Below are 19,219 nucleotides of genomic sequence, written 5' to 3'. Positions count from 1 at the left end.
CCCTGCATAAATCCTGTGGAAAAGTAAAATGTCCAAACTGTGGTTTTGAGATTCCAAAGGAGCCGAAGTTAATTACCTGGCTTAAGAAGAAACGGAGGGAGAAAAGTGAATAAATCCTCTCATCTTATATCATTATGCGATATGAACAACAAACAAGAGGGCGTTGTCGCTGAACTGGTAACGGATAATGGGAGCATTTTGAGGAAGCTCATGTCTATGGGAATTCTACCTGGAACACGGATTAAGTTAATCCAAAAATTTCCATCTTACGTTTTTCAAGTTGGATACACACAAGTTGCAGTTGATCGAGAGATCGCGTCAGTTATTTCAGTTAATGTATAGGTCACCAATCGGGTTCCCTGATTTAGGGCAACCCGGTTGTAATTCTGGAAGTCGCTGTTTTGGAATTCGAGGGTTACGTGATGCGTTGAGAGTGAAATTTAACAAAATTGTTTGATAAACGTAACTTTTTCGTAAAGAAAACCGGATAAACTAAGCTCAGGAAATAGCGAAGGGGAAATCTAATGAAAGAAAAATTGGATTACAATATGGTTAAAATGGAAGAGAGATTACAGTCCCTTGTCGGTAATACAATGGAACTTGCTACGATGAAAAAGAGGCTGGAACTACAACGGAATGCCCTCTCGGAAGTCATTAGTAAGTACGCTGATCAAGCTCGAAAAGCATTGGAACTGAGTCAGGAAGACCTCGCAAAGGAAGCTCTAATAAGGAAAGTAGAGGCTGTACTACAGGTAGAAGTGTTGGATTCCCAAATTTCGGCTATGGATGTAGAACTCCAGGCTATAGTCAAAAACCAGGAGGAACTTCGCTTGAAGATTCAAAGCTTTCGGAGCATGATTGAAGAATTGAAAGCATTTTATGGCGCTTCTCAGGCACATTTGAATGTTAAAGAGCTTGTAACTTCTTTAGGAACGGAATCCAAAAATATTGGGCTAACCGTGAGACGGGCTGAGGAACGTATTCAAGACATACGGGCACGGGTACTTGCCATTAACGAGTTAATCGAGCAAGGCTGGTATAGGGAAACATTTGCTGACAGCAAAGATGTTGTTGAACGCAAAGTCAGGTACATTTGTCTCAATTCTGTGGTTGATGCCGAGTTGGCAAAGTTAAAGTTGAGTGTTGCTGTAAATTCGTAAGGGAGTGGGAAACAGACATGGTGTTGAGGCAGAAGCTGGAGCGGAATGTTTGCTTTGAACATTTCTCCTCGTTAATTTGCAAGATAGCCCCGGGTTATTACCAGGCGTAACGCTATGGTAGGCCGGGGCACTTTTTATTGTATCCTGATTTTACGGTCAAACCCTGTGTCAATTTGTATGCTTTGGTGGCTAAGTCCATAGGTTGGCTTCCCACTCCAGAGAAGCTTTTAATCGGTGAACACTTCAAAATAACAAATAATTTAAAAACCTGTAACTTTGCTGTGAAACTCTTCTTATAAAATGGTAAATAGTTATAGTTTAATTAACTGCTAATCATAATTTTAGCTTTTGAGAACAATTTCTTTACGAAAGAATAGTTTTCGGTTAAACCAAGATAGCCTATTACAGGCCCGGTTTTCCTTATGACAGAAGCTAAAATCATAATGTCCTACCCTCGAAACAAATCAAACTCTAACGAATGACTTAGTGAACGGAATCTATTAATAACTCAGGGTTGCGAAAATAGAAAGAAAGGAAGCAGTGATAACATGTCAATTTACAAAATTGGTGATATCGTGAAAGTTAATGATCAGGACAACGAAGATTTCAATGGACTTGCCGGTGTTATTAAAAAAATCGAATTAGGCAGTGATGATGTATCCATACTTTATTTCGTTGAATTTCAGACGATTGATAGCCCCCCTCGAACAATGCTTGTCTTTCTCGAAAATGAATTGGAGGCTGCATAATAATGAAAATATACGTCACAATTAAGGAGGTATCTAACCATGAAACGGTTAGAAAGTTTACGTGAAGAAAGAGATAGAGTCATTATGACGTTAGAGAAAGAGAACAAGAATCGTGTGAAATTGTTGATCAAACTCATGGATGTTGATGACGAAATTGAGGAAATTCTGGCTAGTGAACTCAAAGCATGGCCATTTGGGCTAGTCAATAACAGTTTGTGGTTAAAACCGGGAATGTAAAAAAGTTTTTTGACCTACCCTTCAAAAAATAGTCTTCTTTAACGAATAACTGGATGAAAAACGGAGGGGGGTCAAAAGAAAGAAGAGCGTGGTTAACACAAGTTTGTAAGTTAAGGGATGATACTGGATTAAAACATCGTGTAAACAAAGGTTTAAAAAGGAAGGATGATTATTTCATGAAAAACATTAAAAACACATTTTTGGTAAGTGCCTTATCACTTGGTTTAATAGTAGGTGCAGTAGGTGTAGCCGGTGCTGCCACTTCCACAAACTATCAGCAACAAATAGCCGACTGGATTGCAAACGATCCTAATCCGATGGTCATGAACATGAATACCACAGCAACTCCGGTAGCAACTCCAGCAGCTACTCCAGCAGCAACTCCAGCAGCAACTCCGGCAGCAACTCCAGCAGCAACTCCGGCAGCAACTCCGGCAGCTACTCCGGCAGCTACTCCGGCAGCTACTCCAGTTGCTACTCCGGTTGCCACTCCGGCAGCAACTCCGGCTACTCCACCGGCTACTACCCCGGTTGCAAGCCAAAACGATCTCTATAACCAAATGATCAATAACTGTGTCCAGATAGATCAACAAATGATGCAGCAATATGGTGTAAGTCCACAAAATCAAGCAGTAATGCAGCAACAATGGCAAAATGCGCAAAAAGACGGCAGTGTAAATAACTATAGATCCAATAGAAATAGCCGGACTGGGAACCAGATGTCCGGAAACTGGTCTGGGAATATGGATTGGTAAAGAGATAAGGTTAGAGTAGGACAGGCTGCTTACAATGCGGGCCTGTCCAATTTTTATATGTTTATGGAGAGCAAATCAAAATCAAAAGCACGCTCTACAAGAAAGTTGCATTTGTGAATTTGCAAGGTTCAGGTGGGTGCCGCCAAAGCCAACATTCTGGGGCTAAGGCAATTCTACAAGTAGTTCATGTCTTAGCAGACTATTTTAACAAAAATGTTAAGAATCTGTGACGTGGGCGTAAAATGATAACTTTATACTAAGTTCACGGAAAGGAGGAGAGATTTATGTTTAGCGGTTGGGGCTGTGGATCATTTTTTGGCGGCGGATTTTGGGGAATGGGGATACTTGGGATGGGAATCCAATTGCTTTTTTGGATAGTATTAATAGCATTAATTATATACTTATTTCGGAGGATAGGTTCTCGGGTTCATACACGAGGGTTTACCGGACAAGATCCGGCTTTGGATGTTTTGAATGAACGTTATGCCCGTGGTGAGATTGATTTGGAAGAATATCAAAAGCGAAAAAAAGAATTGCTACGGTAACAATGAGCTACCCCTCAAAAAATATTCTCCCTTAACGAATAACTGAATGAAAACAGGGAGTGGTCAAAAGAAAGTGCTGCTACCACCAGTACTAACAAAGCGACTCAACAAAGTGGTAAACAAAACAATCAAACACGGCAAAGCAGTACACAACAAACTGTTCCTAAGCAACCGATGCAAAATTATAACAATGGATACAATGGATATAATGGAAATTGTTGGGGTGATGACCGAATGTACGGTAACTGGTCTGGTAACATGGGTTGGTAAGGAAATGAGGTTAGAGCAGGGCAGGCGGTTTGCAATAGGCGCCTGTCCTGCTCCTTAGGGGTTTTACTGATCGGCTAATTAATATAACCCGAGCTACACTCACGTTAAACAAACCCTTTAAAGAGATTCTAATGCAACTGACGGCTGTACGCAGATAATCTATCAAGTTGCAGTTTTGACAACCCAGCAGGCTACGTTAACAAAAATGTTAAGAATATGTGACGTGGGCGTAAAATGAAACCTCTATACTTTGCTTAACAACGATGAAAGAGACCTTGCTTTATTGTGGATGTTTTGATTGAAAGTTCACGGAAAGGAGGAGTGAGTTATGCTTGGCGGTTGGGGCTCATTTTCTGGCGACGGATTTTGGGGGATGGGGATACTAGGGATGGCAATCCAATTGCTTTTTTGGTTAGTATTGATTGCCTTAATTATTAATTTATTTCGGCGGATAGCTTCCCGGATTCTTATACGTCGGATTATCCAACAAGATCAGGCTTTAGATGTTTTACTTGGACGTTATGCCTGTGGTGAGATTGATTTGAGAGAATATCAAAAGCGGAAAAAAGAATTGCTACTGTAACAGTGGCACCATGAATCATTTCAATAATGGAAACCGGAAATGTAATTAATTGGTTATACCAGTTTCTTTCTAAGATTCCGTTACCTGTGAGGTGTTTAATCTTGAAAGGATGGAACATAAATATGAAAAACAAAAGTATCCTTGTGCTTTTATTAATAATCTTTTCACTTTCGCTGTCAACTCCTGCCCAGGCAGCGCTGGGGAATGTATTACTTAAGGTAGGATCCACGGGGGCAGATGTCGTAGAGCTACAGACAAAACTTAATGATGTGGGGTTTAATGTAGGGAAAGTGGATGGTATCTTTGGAAGTAAAACAAAACAGGGCGTGATTAATTTTCAACAGGCACATAGTTTGGTGGGCGATGGGATTGTAGGCCCCTTGACCGTAAAGTCGCTCAATGAGGCTTATTTAGTAAAACAGCGTCAGAATAAAGTCGATTCCATTTATCGTTACTGCAAAACAATATCTTGGTGTTAAGTATCTATGGGGTGGGACTTCACCTCAAACTGGATTTGATTGTTCGGGGTATGTTCAATATGTGTTTGCCCAAAACGGAATCTCATTGCCACGGGTTTCACGTGATCAATATACGGTAGGGACCCAGGTTGCTTTTGAAGAAACCTGGAGATTTGGTTTTTTTCTCGTTTACTGGTGACGGTGTAGTAAGTCATGACGGTATTTATCTCGGCGATGGGCAATTTATCAATGCTTCGTCGTCTAAAGGGGTTACGGTCTATGTGATTGGACCGTACTGGAAATCCGTTTATGTTGGTGCCCGTCGAGTTTTTTAAAGAGCGAATTGATTTAACGATTTAGGGCAGGCGGCTTACAATGGCGCCTGTCCTACTCTTGTATGTGTTTAGATGCGGAATAGACCCTCGCTGGGGTGCGAGGGGAGGATATAAGGATAGGGAGGAGATCTTCTTTTGCTAAAGCATGAACAAATCGTGCTCAGACTCTCTTTGACCTTATCGAACTTCGGCTTGTTGTGGTGGTTAAACCCACGAATCATTTGAAAGACAATCTGACGCTAAATAGATTTAGCGTCATTTTTTATTGCGTGCATTATTTAGTGGAAGATTAATCAATTTATTAAGAATTAGCATATTGGAGTGGTGAATTATAGCTTTGGTGAATTGTAGATTGTTGCTTGCAAGATTCTTTAAATGGCAGAATGCAGAAATGTATTCTGTCAATTGAGAAAATCATGTTTCATCTCTGTATAAACATTTAAAGAGTTATGTTATAATTATTTAGTTATATATAAAGATTAGCGAAAAGATATATTATTTTAATTCTATAATGCTCGGGTTGGACAATGGTTAGGAGGGAAGCGACGATCGTATTTACAGATTTTAAATGTCCTGAAGGGTCAGATACCAGCGGTTTTACAGAGGGAGTGGTGAAAAAAGTAGGTTTACCTTTTCCAGAAGCTTACACTTACGGAGAAGGGATGGCAAAGATTGCTCGAACCGTACGTGAAGCAGAAGGAAGCGCCCTTTGCATGGTGCCATTCTGTCATACTTTAGAAGCGGAGAACTATGGCGGCAATATAAAGCTGGGAACGGCGACGATTGGACCACGCTGCCAAGCACCGGTGTACAGAGATGAAGAAGATTTGTTGAAGTTACCCGAACTGGATTTTGAGAAAGGTAGATTAAAAGAGACCTTGCAAGCAGTTAAACTAATTAAAGCAGCAAGGGAATCTGTTGGCATCCAGATCTGCGGCCCGATGACCACCTTAAACAATTTAATCGATATCGGTACACTCTTTAAAATCTGGAGAAAAAAGCCGGAAGTGATTGAAACAGTGGTAGAGAAAATGCGCCTCCAGCTGTTACGCTATATCGAAAAGTCCCTAGAAGCCGGGGTGGATTTCATTACCTTTGAAGATCCGGTGGGGGGACTCAATATCCTCGGTCCCAAATATTTTGAACAGCAGGGTCGTCGTTTTTCAAAACCTTTCGTAGAAGAATCAATTAATATAATTGGCGGACAAGTAGTATTTCATCTCTGTCCCAAGACTACATACCAGTTAGTGCAGTTGGGAATGGCTGTGTGGGAAAGCTACACTATACCAGAGCCCATGTCCTATGCCCAAGCCTGTTTAGAACTTCACGGTAAAGTCAACCTGGTAGGTAATATTTGTATCCATAACCGTAATCGCGTACTTAAAGAAGCTCAGATCAAGACGTTAAAGCTTTTGACACCTAATTTAAAAAATCAGGAATAATAAGGAGGATTTACTTATGCATGAACAAGACCAAATGACACCCAATGAACGGCTTCAGGCCTTCATTAAAGGGGAAAGAATGGATCGCATCCTTGCGATGCCTATCTTAGTTTCTATCTCTCACAGAGTTTCGGGGATGTCCCATCGGGAAAAACGTACTTCGGCAGCAAAGCAGGCCCAGTCGCAAATCGATTGTTATAAACGTTATGGGAATGATCTGATGATCATTGAATATGGCCTTCACGGTGTAGGAACCGCACTGGGGACAGAAATGAATGATCCTGAGGATAGTTTGCCTGCAATTGTGAATCACGTTTTACAAGACCTTAAGGATATCGATCAACTGGATTTCGACAAAACAAAAAAAGAAAATGATCCTTGGTTTGCGAAAACTTTAGAGGCTTGTGAAATCTGTGAGGAAAAGATGGGACAGGAGATCCCAACAGGGGTGCTGATTACAGGCCCTTTTACAGCCGTATCAAGTATCTATCCCACTGAAAATCTTTTAAGGGCAACCCGTAAAGATCCGGCATCTATCCATCGACTGCTTCGCCTGTGTACCGATGCACTTAAAGATATTTACAAAGAATATATCCAACGGGGCATCATCATTGTCATGTGTGATCCGATTGCATCGGGTACACTTCTCCGAAAAAGCCAATATATAGAATTCGTAAAGCCCTACGCAACGGAACTGATGAACCATATTCATGAATTGGGGGGGATGTGTTGCTATCATATATGTGGTAATACGACGAAAATTGTGATGGACATGGTGGATACAGGACCGGATATGCTCAGTATTGACAACCTTGTGGATCTGGAATATGTGACAGGACACGTGGGAGAACGTATACCCATACTGGGCAATGTACCGCCTGTCGATGTGCTTATGCTGGGCTCTAGATCGGATATTTTCGAATCCGTTAAGACCTGTATCCGCAAGGGAAAAGACAGCCCGAAAGGCTATATTATCGCTTCCGGTTGTGATATTACGCAAAATGTTCCTGTTGAAAATATTGACCATATGATGGAAGCGGTTCGTAAATATGGACGCTACCCTATCGATGAAGCGTTGTTAAATGAACCGACAACTAATGATTAATAGAACTAATTTAAGAAGGTGAAGGTGAAGGTTATGGCTAAGTCAAAAGAAGAATTATTACAACAATTATCCGATTGCGTATTCGAAATGGAAGATGAAAATGTAACAGATATTGCCAAAGAATATATTGATTCAGGCTACGAAGCACTTGACGGGGTCCTTAAAGGGCTTGTAGACGGGATGAACCGCGCTGGTCAAATGTATGAAGAAGAAGAGTATTTCGTAACCGACCTTTTGGTGTGTTCTGATGCTATGTATAATGGTCTGGAAGTCTTAAGACCCCATCTACCTCAGGACAAGGATGCTGACGCTGTCAACTACAAATGTGTCATCGGCGTCGTAGAAGGGGATACCCATGATATCGGCAAAAACCTTGTACGAATTATGCTCGAGACGGCAGGATTTGAAATGTATGACTTGGGCAGAGATGTGCCTCTGACAAGTTTCGTCGAAAAAGCAAAGGACGTGGATGCGCAACTAATTTGTCTTTCAACACTGATGACGACTACCATGCCTGGCATGAAAGAAGTAGTGGAAATGCTGGAAAAAGAAGGACTTAAAGACAAAGTAAAAGTAATGATCGGCGGTGGACCTATTTCCCAGGCCTATTGTGATCAAATCAACGCTGATGGTTATGCCATCAATGCCATCGGGGCGGTTTCCTTAGCAAAAAAATTAGTTGGAATGGCTTAGACATAGGACCAGAAAGGAAGGGCAATGGATTCAAAAGAAAGACTTCTAAAAGCCTTAAAGGGTGCGAATACCGATCGCTCACCGTGTATTTGCCCGGGTGGAATGATGAATATGGTGGTCACTGCCTTGATGGAAAAGGCAAATATTCACTGGCCTCAAGCGCATACAGATCCTATTAAAATGGCGGGACTATCCAAGGCAGTCTATGATTATGGTTGTTTCGAAAATTATGGCGTACCCTTCTGTATGACCATCGAAGCAGAACAGATGGGTGCCGTCGTGAACTTAGGTTCCACCATCTACGAACCCCATGTCACAGGTTATGTCATCGATAACCCTTCCGAATGGGAAAAATTAACTCCTTTCGATCCCTATGGCAAACGGGCAAAAGTGGTGCTGGATGCCATCAAAATTTTGAAAAAACACGATGATCGTGTGCCTATTATCGGTAATCTCGCAGGACCTGTAAGTGTAGCTACTTCTCTGATGGAACCTGTAAATTACTATAAGGCCTTAAAACGCCATAAAGAAGATGCCCATGCTTTTATGAGGTTTGTTACTGAAGCACTCATTAGTTTTGGCAAGGCTCAGATCGAAGCAGGAGCAGATGTTATAGCAATCTCTGATCCCAGCGGCACAGGGGAAATCTTAGGCCCCCGTTTATTTGATGAATTTGTGGTGACCTATGTGAATCAGTTGATTGATGGGCTCCATGAGATAAATCCGGAACTACCCATCATCGTGCATATCTGCGGGCAAATGCATAAAGTTTATGAAGAACTGAATAAAATTCGTGCTGATGCTCACAGCTTCGACTCTATTGTCAGTATCAAAGAGTCGAAAAAAATGATGCCCGGTAAGATTATGATAGGTAATGTGAGTACCTATGCTCTTGAGTTTGCGGATGTTGACCGCATTCGCGTTATGACCCAGAAGGTGATGGATGATGGGTCAGATATCATCGCGCCTGCTTGTGGTCTGGGAACTAAGTCCTCTCTGGAAAATATTCAGGCGATGTTAAATATCGTTCAGGAAAGTAGTCAGGAAGCTTAGGATTTTGAGGGCTTTGTACTGGAAGACGAGGTTTTTAGAATGCATACAATTGCTTTACCAAGACAGAATTTAAAATTTACTTATGATATAGGGGTAGAGGACAGTCTCCTGGATATTCTTATTGCCCAGCAGATTTTCATTGAAAGCCCCTGTGGTGGCCGAAAAAGCTGTGGTAAGTGTAAGATTAAACATTTAGGAGGGGATCTTCCACCTCTATCTGCCGACGAGGAAAACAGCCTTACAAAAAAAGAGATCGAAGAAGGTATCCGTTTAGCCTGTCTTATCTATCCTGCAGCAGATCTGGAGATTGACATCATCGATCAGGAGGAAAATCACCCGGTTCTGACAGAAGGCTATGTACCAGAGTATCAACGTAATCCGGCGATCTGGAAAAAAACCATCGAGGTCAGAAAGCCTACTCTGGAAGACCAAACCCCTTACGAAGTACTGTTTAAAAAAGTATTGGATATCAATCATCTACCCTGGGATGTGCTCCGTCAAATCACCATGGGGGAGGGAACTTATACTGCAGTATTCAATCAGGATCAGCTTATCGGTATCGAAAAAGGGGATACCCGTGAGATGCTTTACGGAGTAGCCGTAGATATCGGAACTACCACCGTTGTAACATCACTTATCAATTTAAGGACAGGAGAAGAAATAGATTGCGAAGCGGCGATCAATGCCCAGAAAAATTTTGGGCAGGATGTGCTTACTCGCATCACCTATGTTCTCGATCATGGTAAGAAAGGGCGGGATCAGTTACAGACGGTTATTGTCGATTCCTTAAATGAGATGCTCCAGACCATGTGTGCAAGGCAACATCTCTCCCCTTCCTTCATCTATGAAATCGCCATTGCTGCTAATTGCACTATGATGCATATGGTTCTTGGGGTGGATTCGCTATCTATTGGTAAATCTCCTTATGCACCAATTTTTGTAGAGATGAAAGATATTTCTGCGCTAGATATTGGTTTGACTGCCCTTTCCTCCTTTGGTCGGGTATATTGTCTACCAGCGGTTTCCTCCTATATTGGAGCAGATATCGTGGCTGGGGCTTATGTGGCAAAGCTCCATGACAGGAAGGATAAAGTGCTCTTTATCGATATCGGTACAAATGGAGAGATCGTTCTGTCCAACGGGGGAAAATTAGTGTCCTGCTCCTGTGCAGCGGGACCTGCCCTTGAAGGGATGAATATCAGTAGCGGTATGCGTGCTGCCGATGGGGCTATCGAGGAAGTCCATTTCGATGAAGAGAAGGGCTTTAGACTGGTGGTTATTGGAAATAAAACTCCAGTGGGCTTATGTGGTAGCGGGATACTGGCAGTTATTCGAGAATTGTTGAAACATAATTTCATCAATGCCCGTGGAAATATTGTTAAGCCTGAGGAGCTCGAGGTAGGGGACCCGAGACTGCCCTATATCGACCTCGATGGCAAGAAAAGACGAATTTGTATTGGAGAGGGCCCAAAGAAAATCCTGATTACCCAGGGGGATATTCGCCAGGTCCAACTGGCAAAGAGTGCGATTTTATCAGGGCTTGTAGCTCTGGTAAATGCTAGGGATCTCACACTTTCGGATCTGGATGAGGTGATCGTGGCCGGTCAGTTCGGCGCTCATCTTCCTGTCGAAAGTCTGGTCGGGACGGATATTTTACCGAAGGCTGTCAAAGATAAGATCACCTATATTGGTAATTCCTCAAAAACAGGGGCTTATCTGGGATTGATGTCCCTTGAAACCCGTCAAGAGATGGTAACGCTTGCCAGAGCCTTTGATTATATCGAATTGAGCGTGACAAAAGGTTATGAACGATTATTCGTCGACTGCTCCCAGTTTAATGTGAAATAGAGCTTGAAACTCATCCCACTTCCGTGGAAATTTTACGGAGTTTAAATTTCCTTTTTCTGTTAAAGTGCATGAGAAATCCGGAAGCAATGGCGAAATATGCCCTTTGGATTTTTTCATTATTTATGCTTTTAAGAAGACTGACCGTCATATAGGTTGGATTTTTAAAATCGGTTTTAATGGTGTTCACCTGATCAGGACGCTGGAACTGTTTTCAGCAAGGGCATGAAGAACGTCTTAGGTAACTCAACTTTCTCAGCTCCAATCAGTAAGGTAAACCCTGATATAGCTGGGTAGAGCCATGATCCATTGTTGTCAGTAAGGTCTCTAAATAACGAATTGTTAGAGCGATTCAGAGAATCCTCTTTTTTGTGTTCCTAAAAACAAATGAGAGATTAAAATCAGCCATTACTTCTACAGATTTTAATCTCATCATTTTGGTCATGATATTGGGGATAACGTACTAGCAAAGGTAGGACAGACAATCCAGGCTTGTGTTCGTGCGAACGATCGAGTTTATAGATACGGTGGAGAGGAAATAATACTACTTTTAATGGACTGCGATAAAAAGAACGCGAGGAAGATGGCCGAAAAAATCAGATGTGAAATAAGTCGACTTGATAATCAAACATATCCCCAAATTACGGTTTCCTTAGGCGTTTCGAGCTATCCAGACGATGGGCGTTATATTCATGATGTTATTGTGGCTTCTGACAAAGCGCTTTTGAAGGCTAAACAAAGTGGTAAGAATTGCACCATATCTTGTTAGTGCTTTATTTTAATATCAAAATAAGTGATTTTAATTTACTAGTTTTTAAAAGCTACCCTCAAAATAGAACAAACTGTTGCGAATAACTTACTGAAGACGGGGGGTGGTCATTGGAAAAGAATCGAAGGAAGCTAAGTCAAAAAAGCAAGCCCCATTGTAGTTGATTTATGAATTTTAGTAATTAGTTTGAGGAGGATGATTTTGATGAAAAGTTTAAAAAATACGCTAATGGTAAGTACATTGTCTCTTGGGTTGATAATGGGAGCGGTCGTAGCAGTTAGTGCTGCTACATCTGCAACATCTGTGGATCCTAGCACTACTGCAACGGTAACAACCGTCGCCCCTGCAACCGACCCAGCAGCAACCACCACTCCTGCAACCGACCCAGCAGCAACCACCACTCCTGCAACTGACCCAGCAGCAACCACCACTCCTGCAACTGACCCAGCAGCAACCACCACTCCTGCAACTGACCCAGCAGCAACCACCACTCCTGCAACTGACCCGGCTGCAACCACCGCTCCTGCAACTGACCCGGCTGCAACCACCACTCCTGCAACCGACCCAGCTGCAACCACCACTCCTGCAACCGACCCAGCAGCAACCACCACTCCTGCAACTGACCCAGCAGCAACCACCACTCCTGCAACTGACCCAGCAGCAACCACCACTCCTGCAACTGACCCAGCAGCAACCACTACTCCTGCAACTGACCCAGCAGCAACCACTACTCCTGCAACTGACCCAGCAGCAACCACCACTCCTGCAACTGACCCAGCAGCAACCACCACTCCTGCAACTGACCCAGCAGCAACCACCACTCCTGCAACTGACCCGGCAGCAACCACTACTCCTGCAACTAACCCAGCTGCAACTGTCACCCCCGCACCTGTCACTACGGGACAAAACAGTCAATATTACTGCGATGATGATGTACAATGGCAAGCTAATATGAATTCTCATACCAATATGGGTGGGTCTGGTAGCCGAACCGGACATGGATGGTAAAATCTACTGAATTGTTTAACTGGGCTGAGTCAATTTGAGGCAGCCTAGTTAAATTTAGGAAATATAGTTTGGTAATGGACGCAATGCGTGTAATGAAAACGGATTAGCCAAAAGCAAGGTGCTAGGAAAAGGTCAATCCTGAAATTTAATCATACTAAAGGGATCGGACCATTAATATGTTCGGTAACATGGCTGGTAAAAAGATAAGGCTAGAGTAGGACAAAGGCTTACAATGAGCGCCTGTCCTACTTTTTCACTTAAGACGGTAGGGAAAAAGAACAAGAATCGAATAAAATTGTTGATCACACTTATGGTTATAGATGACGAAATAGAGGAAAATTCTAGCTTTGTGAACTCAAAATCATGGTCGTATGGGCTTGTAGATAACCATGAATTATCAACTTAGCAGACTATTTAACAGAAATGTTAAGAATCTGTGATGTGGGCGTAAAATAAAAACTCTATACTTTGTTTAACAACGTTGAAAGGAGAGGGTAAATCCTTTTTGGTAAAGAAGGTAGGGGACTTATGCAGTTGAATCATCATTGTCTGGCGGAACGCTGGATGTCCGAGTTGAGCTATATAGTGACTCAAGACTCTAAGAATAGGAACAAGATCGAAGCAATTGATCAGAAGATAAAAGATGCTTTCGAACAAGCGAACCAATTGAAGATTAACTCTGAGGAGAAAAAAATAGTCGATGATATAAAAGCCGACTATAAAAATTACGTTCAAGTTAGTCAACAAGTCCTTGGTGTACCAAGGGTTGAATCTACAAGGTTGGGTCAGGAAACCTTTGTCCCAACAGGCTCGGCGATTGCCTAGAGTCTATTCAGAGATGAGGAGGACGAGAGATGGGTAGGCCGGTCCAATATGGCGGTCAAGCCGTTATAGAAGGGGTAATGATGCGTGGACCTCGTGAGAGTGCTATTGCGGTCAGGTTGCCAAATGGCGAGATTGAGGTTACGCGCCTGGAGATTAATGCATGGGCGAGAAAACCTATTTTTAAATTACCATTGCTTCGAGGGTTTGTAGCACTAGTAGATTCTCTGATTGTAGGAACGCGGGCCTTGACCTTTTCAGCTAGCCGTTCAATGGGAGGGGAAGAGGGCGGAGAAGAGAACGGTGAAACAGAACTTGGATTTTGGGAATTGGCGTTGACCATAGGGTTAGCTTTTGGCCTGGGTCTTCTGCTTTTTGTCGGATTGCCTACAGGAATGGCCCACTTGCTTCGAGGAAAGATTACCGGGGTCGTATGGCAGAATCTTTTGGAGGGGGCAATACGACTCGTTGTGTTTTTCCTCTACATCTTGGTAATTTCTCGGCTCAAAGATATCCAGCGGGTTTTTCAATATCATGGGGCAGAGCATAAAGCAATTTTCACCTATGAAGCAGGGGAAGAGCTGACAGTAGAAAATGCGCGCCGGTTTTCCAGGTTGCATCCGCGCTGCGGGACAAGTTTCCTCTTGATTGTGGTTGTTGTAAGCATCTTAGTATTCGCTTTTGTAGGATTGCATCCCTTATGGTGGCGCATACTTTCCCGCATGCTTCTTATGCCTTTAGTTGCGGGGATAGCTTATGAGATCCTGAAATTCTCTTCACGGCATTTAGAATCGCCGTGGTTTCGCTGGCTGATTGTTCCAGGTTTGTTATTACAGAAATTAACCACGAGGGAGCCAGACGATGCCCAGCTTGAGGTCGCGCTGGCTGCATTGAAAGGCGTTTTGGATTCAGGTCAGGAACTAACGTGAATTTTGGGGTGTGAAAGATGTCTAAGTCGGAAAAAGTGAAGATTACGCATCAAGTAAAACGAATCAGGGGCTCTTTCGAGAAACAAGCACAGTGCATTCAGTGTCAAAGCCGGGCGGTAAGAATTATCGGCAAGGATCAGTATTTCTGCGCAGATTGTTGTACTGAGTTTAAAGTCTGCGGAAACAAGGTAACAGTGTATACGATCAGTACGGATGGCATCAAATATGAGCTCTGGTGGATCTATCTGCCTCGTGCTTGGGCGAGTGGTGAGCTTAAGTATAGGGCGGTGGTCGATCAAATGGGTGGTTTATAGACAAAAATAAGAACCACAGAACGTGGCTTGGTAAGCTTAAACGACGGCATAATCCTGGTCGATGGCAAAGTGCTTTCGATCATTGCCGAAGCACCAGACATGGATATGTGTGACGCCGTGAGTGTCACGGTAGCAGAAGCAGAGGTAAAACAAGTGGAGGAATAAATAATATGGCAAAATTAAAATGGGGTCTCGTAGGGATGTTGTTCTTAGGAATGGGGGTCTATGACGGAATTCTTAAATTTAAAGGGTATTAGGAAAGATTCATAATAAAGGAAGCGGAATTTAATGCCTATATAGGTGTAACTTTGATTGCAGTAATAACGCAATGCGCGTCATGAAAATTTGATTTAGAGGTTATACTTGCACTTCTAAGCTAAATGATAACCTTCTGCACCTAAATGCAGGAGGTTATCATTATGTCATCTTGATTGCTAGGAGAGGGTATTTAACAAAAATGTTAAAAATCCGTTAACTTCATGTAATTCTCTTAAGATAGAATCAATTTATGAATCGAAAATGGAGGGACTACAATGAAGAAGAAGGCATTATTGATAGTTATTGTTATTGCTCTATTTGTTACAGGTTTTTTTCTATCAAGAGCATTTGCGGCACCCAGTCCTTGGCAGCTAGCCCCTACTGCTAGCCCGAATCAAGCTCAACTTAACCCGGATGTAAGGCAACCAGCTAACCCTGATGTAAGTGGATCGTGGTACAGTCCGATGAATCCTAACAATCAGCCTAAATATTATTGGTATAATAGTCCTCGTAATAATGGCTGGAATAATGCCTATAAGGATTGGTGATGCTGGTAAATCGGCATAATAAAATGGGAGTTATAAAATATATTTTTCCAATCAAGCAAAGATGATGGGGGAAGGTGATGAAGAAGCTTAGTGATCAATATGCCCGACTATTTAACAAAAATGTTAAGAATCTGTGACGTGCGCGTAAAATAACAACTTTATACTTTGCTTAGCAACGTAGAAAGGAGGAAACAGAATGAAGTTATCTAAAATAGCCCGAGTTCTTTTAGTAAGTGTTGCTTTACTTACGGTAGGGGCACCTATTGCCTCTGCAGCGCCAGCCTATCCGCAAACATACTGGACGGCACAACCGGCAGCCCCAAGTCAACCTGGACAGCAGGCTCCAGGTTATGGTTATGGCAACGGTTATGGTTATGGTTACAGCTGTTGCGGTTATTACGGTAATGGTTATTACGGAGGAATGTGGTAAAAGCGGTTTTGTCAAGTTAATAAAAACACGGGGAGGACCAATTGAGGCTTCCCCGTGTTTTTCTATCTGAGTGGTTTTATTACCACGAACCGTTTCTATCCCACGTTGACTGCTCATCCGAATTCTGTGGCCAATTGGACTGGGTTTGATTATTATAATAGTCGTGCTCTTCCTCATCTGGATTTTCATAATCCCGATCTTCGTTATAGGAAGGGTTCGTAGGTTGTTGCGGTGTGGAACTTTCCGGCATCTTGTAGTCAGGGGAGACTTGGCCGGAACTCGGTTTGCTCCAATCAGGGGATGTTCCTTGCGAAGGTTGATTTACAGGAGGACTGCTGGAAGCCTTAGGTGCACTCCAGTTGCTGAAGCTACTGCCGGATGACCAGTTTTGGCTCTCGGAACGGTCCATATAACTATGGTTCTCTGTAGTGTTTGATTCCATATTTGAAGGATGTTCGTATTCTGGGCCATTTTGAACAGTTGGCTCTTGCTTGGCATCTGTGGAGTAATCTATCCAATTTTGTGCTCTTACTTCAAAACTCTCTTCAGGAAAAAGGGTGGCTACACTAACATTCGCATCCACCAGAGCTTTTTGGGCATCATTACGGAGGGTATCAGGTTGAACAGCTATACCTTTCTCTTCGCATCGATCATATATTAAATAACTGTTAACTGTCATTCCCTGTTGCTTGGCTTCTTGTTGGATTTTCTGGTTCGTTTGACCAACAACCACACTTCCAGACAGGTTCCTGCGAGTCATTTCATCACGGATGGAGTTTCGAAGTTTTTCTGTATCAATAATGTGGGTTCCCCACTTATTTATCGGTACCACGCTGGCTAAGACCAGGTTTTGAGTTTCGTTTAGCGTTCCTTTATGATTAGCGTTTTCCACGATTAAATCAACGGCTTGATACACGTCCAGCCCTTTGATTGATATTCCATCCACTATACTTGACCCACCATTGACATCTCGCACTTTAATAACTTTGCCCTCTTTGTTGATCAATAGCTCGATGCCTTTATTGATATCTAGAGCGACCGAGGCTACTGCCATATTCGGAATAAATAAGAGGGAAAAAACGCTGATGCTCAGAACAAGTAATAATACTGCTGCTGTAGTTGCATACTTCAAGGCGGAATTATGAAACACAGATAATCGCTGCGGGTTTAAATCAACTTCAATAGTCTGACCTACAACAGGTGGCTCTTTTGGAGTAGGAATTTCTAAAAAGTCACCTTTTTTCGTGAAGATGACAGTAACCTTTGACGAAGTCCGCATAACGATCCCTTTGGTTTTCTCCATTTTTGCTTACACCTTCTCTCCCGGTTCTTCTGGAAGCTGCATGAATATTTTTAGCGGATAAAAATCTGGTTCGGATAAGATGAGTGCCAGGGCGATAAGATATTTTCGACCCTTTTCTAGGACTTTGCGTTTTATGCCGGTCAGTAACTCTAGTTCTTTGATGGGTAAAAGTCTATGTTTTTGAAGATGCGCCATAAGTCTAGGGTTATGGCTTAAAACTAAGGCCGCCCTTGTGAGAGTTTGCTTACTGTCACTATGTTTCGGGGAGACTTTTATTAAATCATCTAACGTTACGTTATAGTCACAGAGCACACGAACGTAGTTTTCAACGACTTGCGTAAAGACCTCTTGGTTCTCGTTTTCTTGATAATGTTCTAGGGAAGTATCAAGATCGTAGCGGCTCAGCTCTTCATCTTCAAGGTTCATGGGCGAGAGGGAAAGATGTTGATGCTTGCCTTCTTTGCGAAAATAGTCTACTAATCTTCGGCGGATCACCATTTGAACAAAACTGTGAAAAGAAGCTCCTCCATGAGGGTCGAAGCTGTCAATCGCTTCATTAAAAGCTAAAAGAGCAATGCTGAGCTCATCGTCATTATCCCAGGTTAAATACCTACTGCAGATTTTGGAACTTACCCTAGCTATAAATGCTTTATGAGATCTTATAAGTTCCTCTCGTACGAGAGGATCACCGCTCTTGGCTGATATTAAGGTATCTCTCAAAACTTGTTCTTGCACCTTAATCACTCCACTTACTAGTAGTTCGTAAAACTAAAACAGTTTCGAGGGGTAGAAAAAAACATTCTATTCTCATTATGGATATAGAATGTTACAGGATTGTCACATTTTTGTTATTTTTGCGTTACATAAAGTTAAAAGAACAGACAAGTTAGTGTTAGATTAAAAAGAATTTTTTGAGAGACTGAAATGTTACAAAAATGTTAATCTGTTGTGATTTTCCTGTAAAATAACTTGGTTATACTTTAGTCTAGGTTATTCTATTCTTGGTAAGGGGGTGAACGAAATGAAAAGAAGGTTATTGGTTATTCTTTCTTTAGTATTTATCCTCGCTTTAGTTGCTGTTCCTGCATATGCTGCTATTACGGATCAACAAAAAGCTGAACTCGAAGCACTTAACAAACAAATAACAGAGATTCAAAAGCAGATCGTGGACAAATACGCTGAGGCAGGAGAGATATCCAAGGCTCAAGCAGATGCCACAAAAGCCAATATCGACGCCACTGTACAATATCGTCAACAGTTTAGCCAACAACAGGGTCAGATTGCGCCAAATCCTGGGTATGCTCCAGGTTATGGCAACGGTTACGGTTACGGTTACGGTTATGGATGTGGTTGGGGCTGGGGCGGAGGCGGTTACTATGGAGGAATGTGGTAAGACTTTGCCTTTAGATAGATCCATATGTAGAGAGCGAACACAGGGAACCCGTTTAGGGTTCCCTGTGTTTTATGTTATGTGTATAAAGATTATTGTTTCAATTGCTTACGAATTGAGTAGGGATTTCAACTTCTGTAGGCAAAAGTGTTTGTTGTAAATTGGGTGATTCGGACATACAATCTTGAACGACTATCTGCGATTGCCACAGGACTATT

The 19,219-nt window shown here is 42.4% G+C and carries 23 protein-coding genes and 2 pseudogenes; 22 read left to right on the top strand and 3 right to left on the bottom strand.

The genetic code is table 11. The annotated features are described in order from the left end of the window. The first annotated feature begins 105 nt into the window (after positions 1–105). From ACYQ3Q_RS01120 to ACYQ3Q_RS01050, 15 genes and pseudogenes are all read left to right on the top strand, one after another. The gene (locus tag ACYQ3Q_RS01120; protein ID WP_459926837.1) at positions 106–342 is read left to right on the top strand and encodes a FeoA family protein; all 237 of its coding nucleotides are present in this window, start codon (positions 106–108) and stop codon (positions 340–342) included. A gap of 182 nt (positions 343–524) precedes the next feature. Continuing rightward, positions 525–1,160: a PspA/IM30 family protein gene (locus ACYQ3Q_RS01115; RefSeq protein WP_459926836.1), complete on the top strand. Its 636-nt coding sequence runs from the start codon at positions 525–527 to the stop codon at positions 1,158–1,160. A gap of 548 nt (positions 1,161–1,708) precedes the next feature. Then, positions 1,709–1,909: a hypothetical protein gene (locus ACYQ3Q_RS01110; RefSeq protein WP_459926835.1), complete on the top strand. Its 201-nt coding sequence runs from the start codon at positions 1,709–1,711 to the stop codon at positions 1,907–1,909. Positions 1,910–1,948: 39 nt separating this feature from the next. Then, positions 1,949–2,146 (top strand): hypothetical protein, encoded by a 198-nt coding sequence (locus tag ACYQ3Q_RS01105; protein ID WP_045691224.1) that lies wholly within the window; start codon positions 1,949–1,951, stop codon positions 2,144–2,146. Positions 2,147–2,322: 176 nt separating this feature from the next. Further along, positions 2,323–2,901, top strand: a complete 579-nt coding sequence (locus ACYQ3Q_RS01100; RefSeq protein WP_459926834.1) for a hypothetical protein — start codon at positions 2,323–2,325, stop codon at positions 2,899–2,901. A 284-nt stretch (positions 2,902–3,185) separates the two neighbouring features. Then, a complete protein-coding gene (locus ACYQ3Q_RS01095; RefSeq protein WP_459926833.1) occupies positions 3,186–3,446 on the top strand; it encodes an SHOCT domain-containing protein in 261 nt (86 codons plus the stop codon). Between the two features lie 46 nt (positions 3,447–3,492). Next, on the top strand, positions 3,493–3,774 hold the full coding sequence (locus ACYQ3Q_RS01090) for a hypothetical protein (protein WP_459926832.1): 282 nt from the start codon (positions 3,493–3,495) through the stop codon (positions 3,772–3,774). 270 nt (positions 3,775–4,044) lie between these two features. Continuing rightward, a complete protein-coding gene (locus ACYQ3Q_RS01085; RefSeq protein ID WP_459926831.1) occupies positions 4,045–4,299 on the top strand; it encodes an SHOCT domain-containing protein in 255 nt (84 codons plus the stop codon). Positions 4,300–4,421: 122 nt separating this feature from the next. Continuing rightward, positions 4,422–5,092 (top strand): annotated as a pseudogene (locus tag ACYQ3Q_RS01080) (C40 family peptidase). A 527-nt stretch (positions 5,093–5,619) separates the two neighbouring features. Beyond that, positions 5,620–6,534 carry a uroporphyrinogen decarboxylase family protein gene (locus ACYQ3Q_RS01075; protein WP_459926830.1) on the top strand — a complete coding sequence of 305 codons (915 nt, stop codon included), beginning with the start codon at positions 5,620–5,622 and terminating at the stop codon, positions 6,532–6,534. A gap of 16 nt (positions 6,535–6,550) precedes the next feature. Continuing rightward, a complete protein-coding gene (locus ACYQ3Q_RS01070; RefSeq protein WP_459926829.1) occupies positions 6,551–7,639 on the top strand; it encodes a uroporphyrinogen decarboxylase family protein in 1,089 nt (362 codons plus the stop codon). Between the two features lie 33 nt (positions 7,640–7,672). Further along, on the top strand, positions 7,673–8,332 hold the full coding sequence (locus ACYQ3Q_RS01065) for a corrinoid protein (protein ID WP_459926828.1): 660 nt from the start codon (positions 7,673–7,675) through the stop codon (positions 8,330–8,332). Between the two features lie 24 nt (positions 8,333–8,356). Next, a complete protein-coding gene (locus ACYQ3Q_RS01060; RefSeq protein WP_459926827.1) occupies positions 8,357–9,385 on the top strand; it encodes a uroporphyrinogen decarboxylase family protein in 1,029 nt (342 codons plus the stop codon). Positions 9,386–9,424: 39 nt separating this feature from the next. Then, positions 9,425–11,233 carry an ASKHA domain-containing protein gene (locus tag ACYQ3Q_RS01055; protein WP_459926826.1) on the top strand — a complete coding sequence of 603 codons (1,809 nt, stop codon included), beginning with the start codon at positions 9,425–9,427 and terminating at the stop codon, positions 11,231–11,233. A 442-nt stretch (positions 11,234–11,675) separates the two neighbouring features. Continuing rightward, positions 11,676–11,999, top strand: a pseudogene (locus tag ACYQ3Q_RS01050) (GGDEF domain-containing protein); the annotation flags it as partial. A 131-nt stretch (positions 12,000–12,130) separates the two neighbouring features. Here ACYQ3Q_RS01050 and ACYQ3Q_RS01045 read toward each other — a convergent pair. Continuing rightward, the gene (locus tag ACYQ3Q_RS01045; protein WP_459926825.1) at positions 12,131–12,895 is read right to left on the bottom strand and encodes a hypothetical protein; all 765 of its coding nucleotides are present in this window, start codon (positions 12,893–12,895) and stop codon (positions 12,131–12,133) included. 646 nt (positions 12,896–13,541) lie between these two features. On the opposite strand from ACYQ3Q_RS01045, the gene ACYQ3Q_RS01040 reads away from it, so the two are divergent. From ACYQ3Q_RS01040 to ACYQ3Q_RS01015, 6 genes are all read left to right on the top strand, one after another. After that, the gene (locus ACYQ3Q_RS01040; RefSeq protein WP_459926824.1) at positions 13,542–13,832 is read left to right on the top strand and encodes an MCP four helix bundle domain-containing protein; all 291 of its coding nucleotides are present in this window, start codon (positions 13,542–13,544) and stop codon (positions 13,830–13,832) included. A gap of 29 nt (positions 13,833–13,861) precedes the next feature. After that, positions 13,862–14,758, top strand: a complete 897-nt coding sequence (locus tag ACYQ3Q_RS01035) for a DUF1385 domain-containing protein (RefSeq protein ID WP_459926823.1) — start codon at positions 13,862–13,864, stop codon at positions 14,756–14,758. A 17-nt stretch (positions 14,759–14,775) separates the two neighbouring features. Continuing rightward, on the top strand, positions 14,776–15,072 hold the full coding sequence (locus ACYQ3Q_RS01030) for a hypothetical protein (RefSeq protein ID WP_459926822.1): 297 nt from the start codon (positions 14,776–14,778) through the stop codon (positions 15,070–15,072). 27 nt (positions 15,073–15,099) lie between these two features. Then, on the top strand, positions 15,100–15,237 hold the full coding sequence (locus tag ACYQ3Q_RS01025; protein ID WP_459926821.1) for a hypothetical protein: 138 nt from the start codon (positions 15,100–15,102) through the stop codon (positions 15,235–15,237). 368 nt (positions 15,238–15,605) lie between these two features. Continuing rightward, positions 15,606–15,878, top strand: a complete 273-nt coding sequence (locus tag ACYQ3Q_RS01020) for a hypothetical protein (RefSeq protein WP_459926820.1) — start codon at positions 15,606–15,608, stop codon at positions 15,876–15,878. 196 nt (positions 15,879–16,074) lie between these two features. Further along, the gene (locus ACYQ3Q_RS01015) at positions 16,075–16,308 is read left to right on the top strand and encodes a hypothetical protein (RefSeq protein WP_459926819.1); all 234 of its coding nucleotides are present in this window, start codon (positions 16,075–16,077) and stop codon (positions 16,306–16,308) included. A gap of 79 nt (positions 16,309–16,387) precedes the next feature. Here ACYQ3Q_RS01015 and ACYQ3Q_RS01010 read toward each other — a convergent pair whose 3' ends face one another. Then, positions 16,388–17,611 (bottom strand): anti-sigma-I factor RsgI family protein, encoded by a 1,224-nt coding sequence (locus ACYQ3Q_RS01010; protein WP_459926818.1) that lies wholly within the window; start codon positions 17,609–17,611, stop codon positions 16,388–16,390. Positions 17,612–17,617: 6 nt separating this feature from the next. Continuing rightward, positions 17,618–18,346 (bottom strand): RNA polymerase sigma-I factor, encoded by a 729-nt coding sequence (gene sigI / locus ACYQ3Q_RS01005; protein ID WP_459926817.1) that lies wholly within the window; start codon positions 18,344–18,346, stop codon positions 17,618–17,620. A 286-nt stretch (positions 18,347–18,632) separates the two neighbouring features. Between sigI and ACYQ3Q_RS01000 the strand changes: the two genes are divergently transcribed. Beyond that, positions 18,633–19,004, top strand: a complete 372-nt coding sequence (locus ACYQ3Q_RS01000; RefSeq protein ID WP_459926816.1) for a YckD family protein — start codon at positions 18,633–18,635, stop codon at positions 19,002–19,004. Positions 19,005–19,219: the final 215 nt, after the last annotated feature.

This window comes from Desulfosporosinus burensis (genome assembly GCF_054657535.1).
This window is presented reverse-complemented; position numbering and strand designations above follow the sequence as displayed.

Bases quoted from the DNA above. Each gene is read 5' to 3' on its own strand.
- ACYQ3Q_RS01115 (WP_459926836.1), top strand. From the start codon at position 525: ATGAAAGAAAAATTGGATTACAATATGGTTAAAATGGAAGAGAGATTA.
- ACYQ3Q_RS01110 (WP_459926835.1), top strand. From the start codon at position 1,709: ATGTCAATTTACAAAATTGGTGATATCGTGAAAGTTAATGATCAGGAC.
- ACYQ3Q_RS01105 (WP_045691224.1), top strand. From the start codon at position 1,949: ATGAAACGGTTAGAAAGTTTACGTGAAGAAAGAGATAGAGTCATTATG.
- ACYQ3Q_RS01100 (WP_459926834.1), top strand. From the start codon at position 2,323: ATGAAAAACATTAAAAACACATTTTTGGTAAGTGCCTTATCACTTGGT.
- ACYQ3Q_RS01095 (WP_459926833.1), top strand. From the start codon at position 3,186: ATGTTTAGCGGTTGGGGCTGTGGATCATTTTTTGGCGGCGGATTTTGG.
- ACYQ3Q_RS01090 (WP_459926832.1), top strand. From the start codon at position 3,493: ATGAAAACAGGGAGTGGTCAAAAGAAAGTGCTGCTACCACCAGTACTA.
- ACYQ3Q_RS01085 (WP_459926831.1), top strand. From the start codon at position 4,045: ATGCTTGGCGGTTGGGGCTCATTTTCTGGCGACGGATTTTGGGGGATG.
- ACYQ3Q_RS01075 (WP_459926830.1), top strand. From the start codon at position 5,620: ATGGTTAGGAGGGAAGCGACGATCGTATTTACAGATTTTAAATGTCCT.
- ACYQ3Q_RS01070 (WP_459926829.1), top strand. From the start codon at position 6,551: ATGCATGAACAAGACCAAATGACACCCAATGAACGGCTTCAGGCCTTC.
- ACYQ3Q_RS01065 (WP_459926828.1), top strand. From the start codon at position 7,673: ATGGCTAAGTCAAAAGAAGAATTATTACAACAATTATCCGATTGCGTA.
- ACYQ3Q_RS01060 (WP_459926827.1), top strand. From the start codon at position 8,357: ATGGATTCAAAAGAAAGACTTCTAAAAGCCTTAAAGGGTGCGAATACC.
- ACYQ3Q_RS01055 (WP_459926826.1), top strand. From the start codon at position 9,425: ATGCATACAATTGCTTTACCAAGACAGAATTTAAAATTTACTTATGAT.
- ACYQ3Q_RS01035 (WP_459926823.1), top strand. From the start codon at position 13,862: ATGGGTAGGCCGGTCCAATATGGCGGTCAAGCCGTTATAGAAGGGGTA.
- ACYQ3Q_RS01030 (WP_459926822.1), top strand. From the start codon at position 14,776: ATGTCTAAGTCGGAAAAAGTGAAGATTACGCATCAAGTAAAACGAATC.
- ACYQ3Q_RS01020 (WP_459926820.1), top strand. From the start codon at position 15,606: ATGAAGAAGAAGGCATTATTGATAGTTATTGTTATTGCTCTATTTGTT.
- ACYQ3Q_RS01015 (WP_459926819.1), top strand. From the start codon at position 16,075: ATGAAGTTATCTAAAATAGCCCGAGTTCTTTTAGTAAGTGTTGCTTTA.
- ACYQ3Q_RS01010 (WP_459926818.1), bottom strand. From the start codon at position 17,611: ATGGAGAAAACCAAAGGGATCGTTATGCGGACTTCGTCAAAGGTTACT.
- ACYQ3Q_RS01000 (WP_459926816.1), top strand. From the start codon at position 18,633: ATGAAAAGAAGGTTATTGGTTATTCTTTCTTTAGTATTTATCCTCGCT.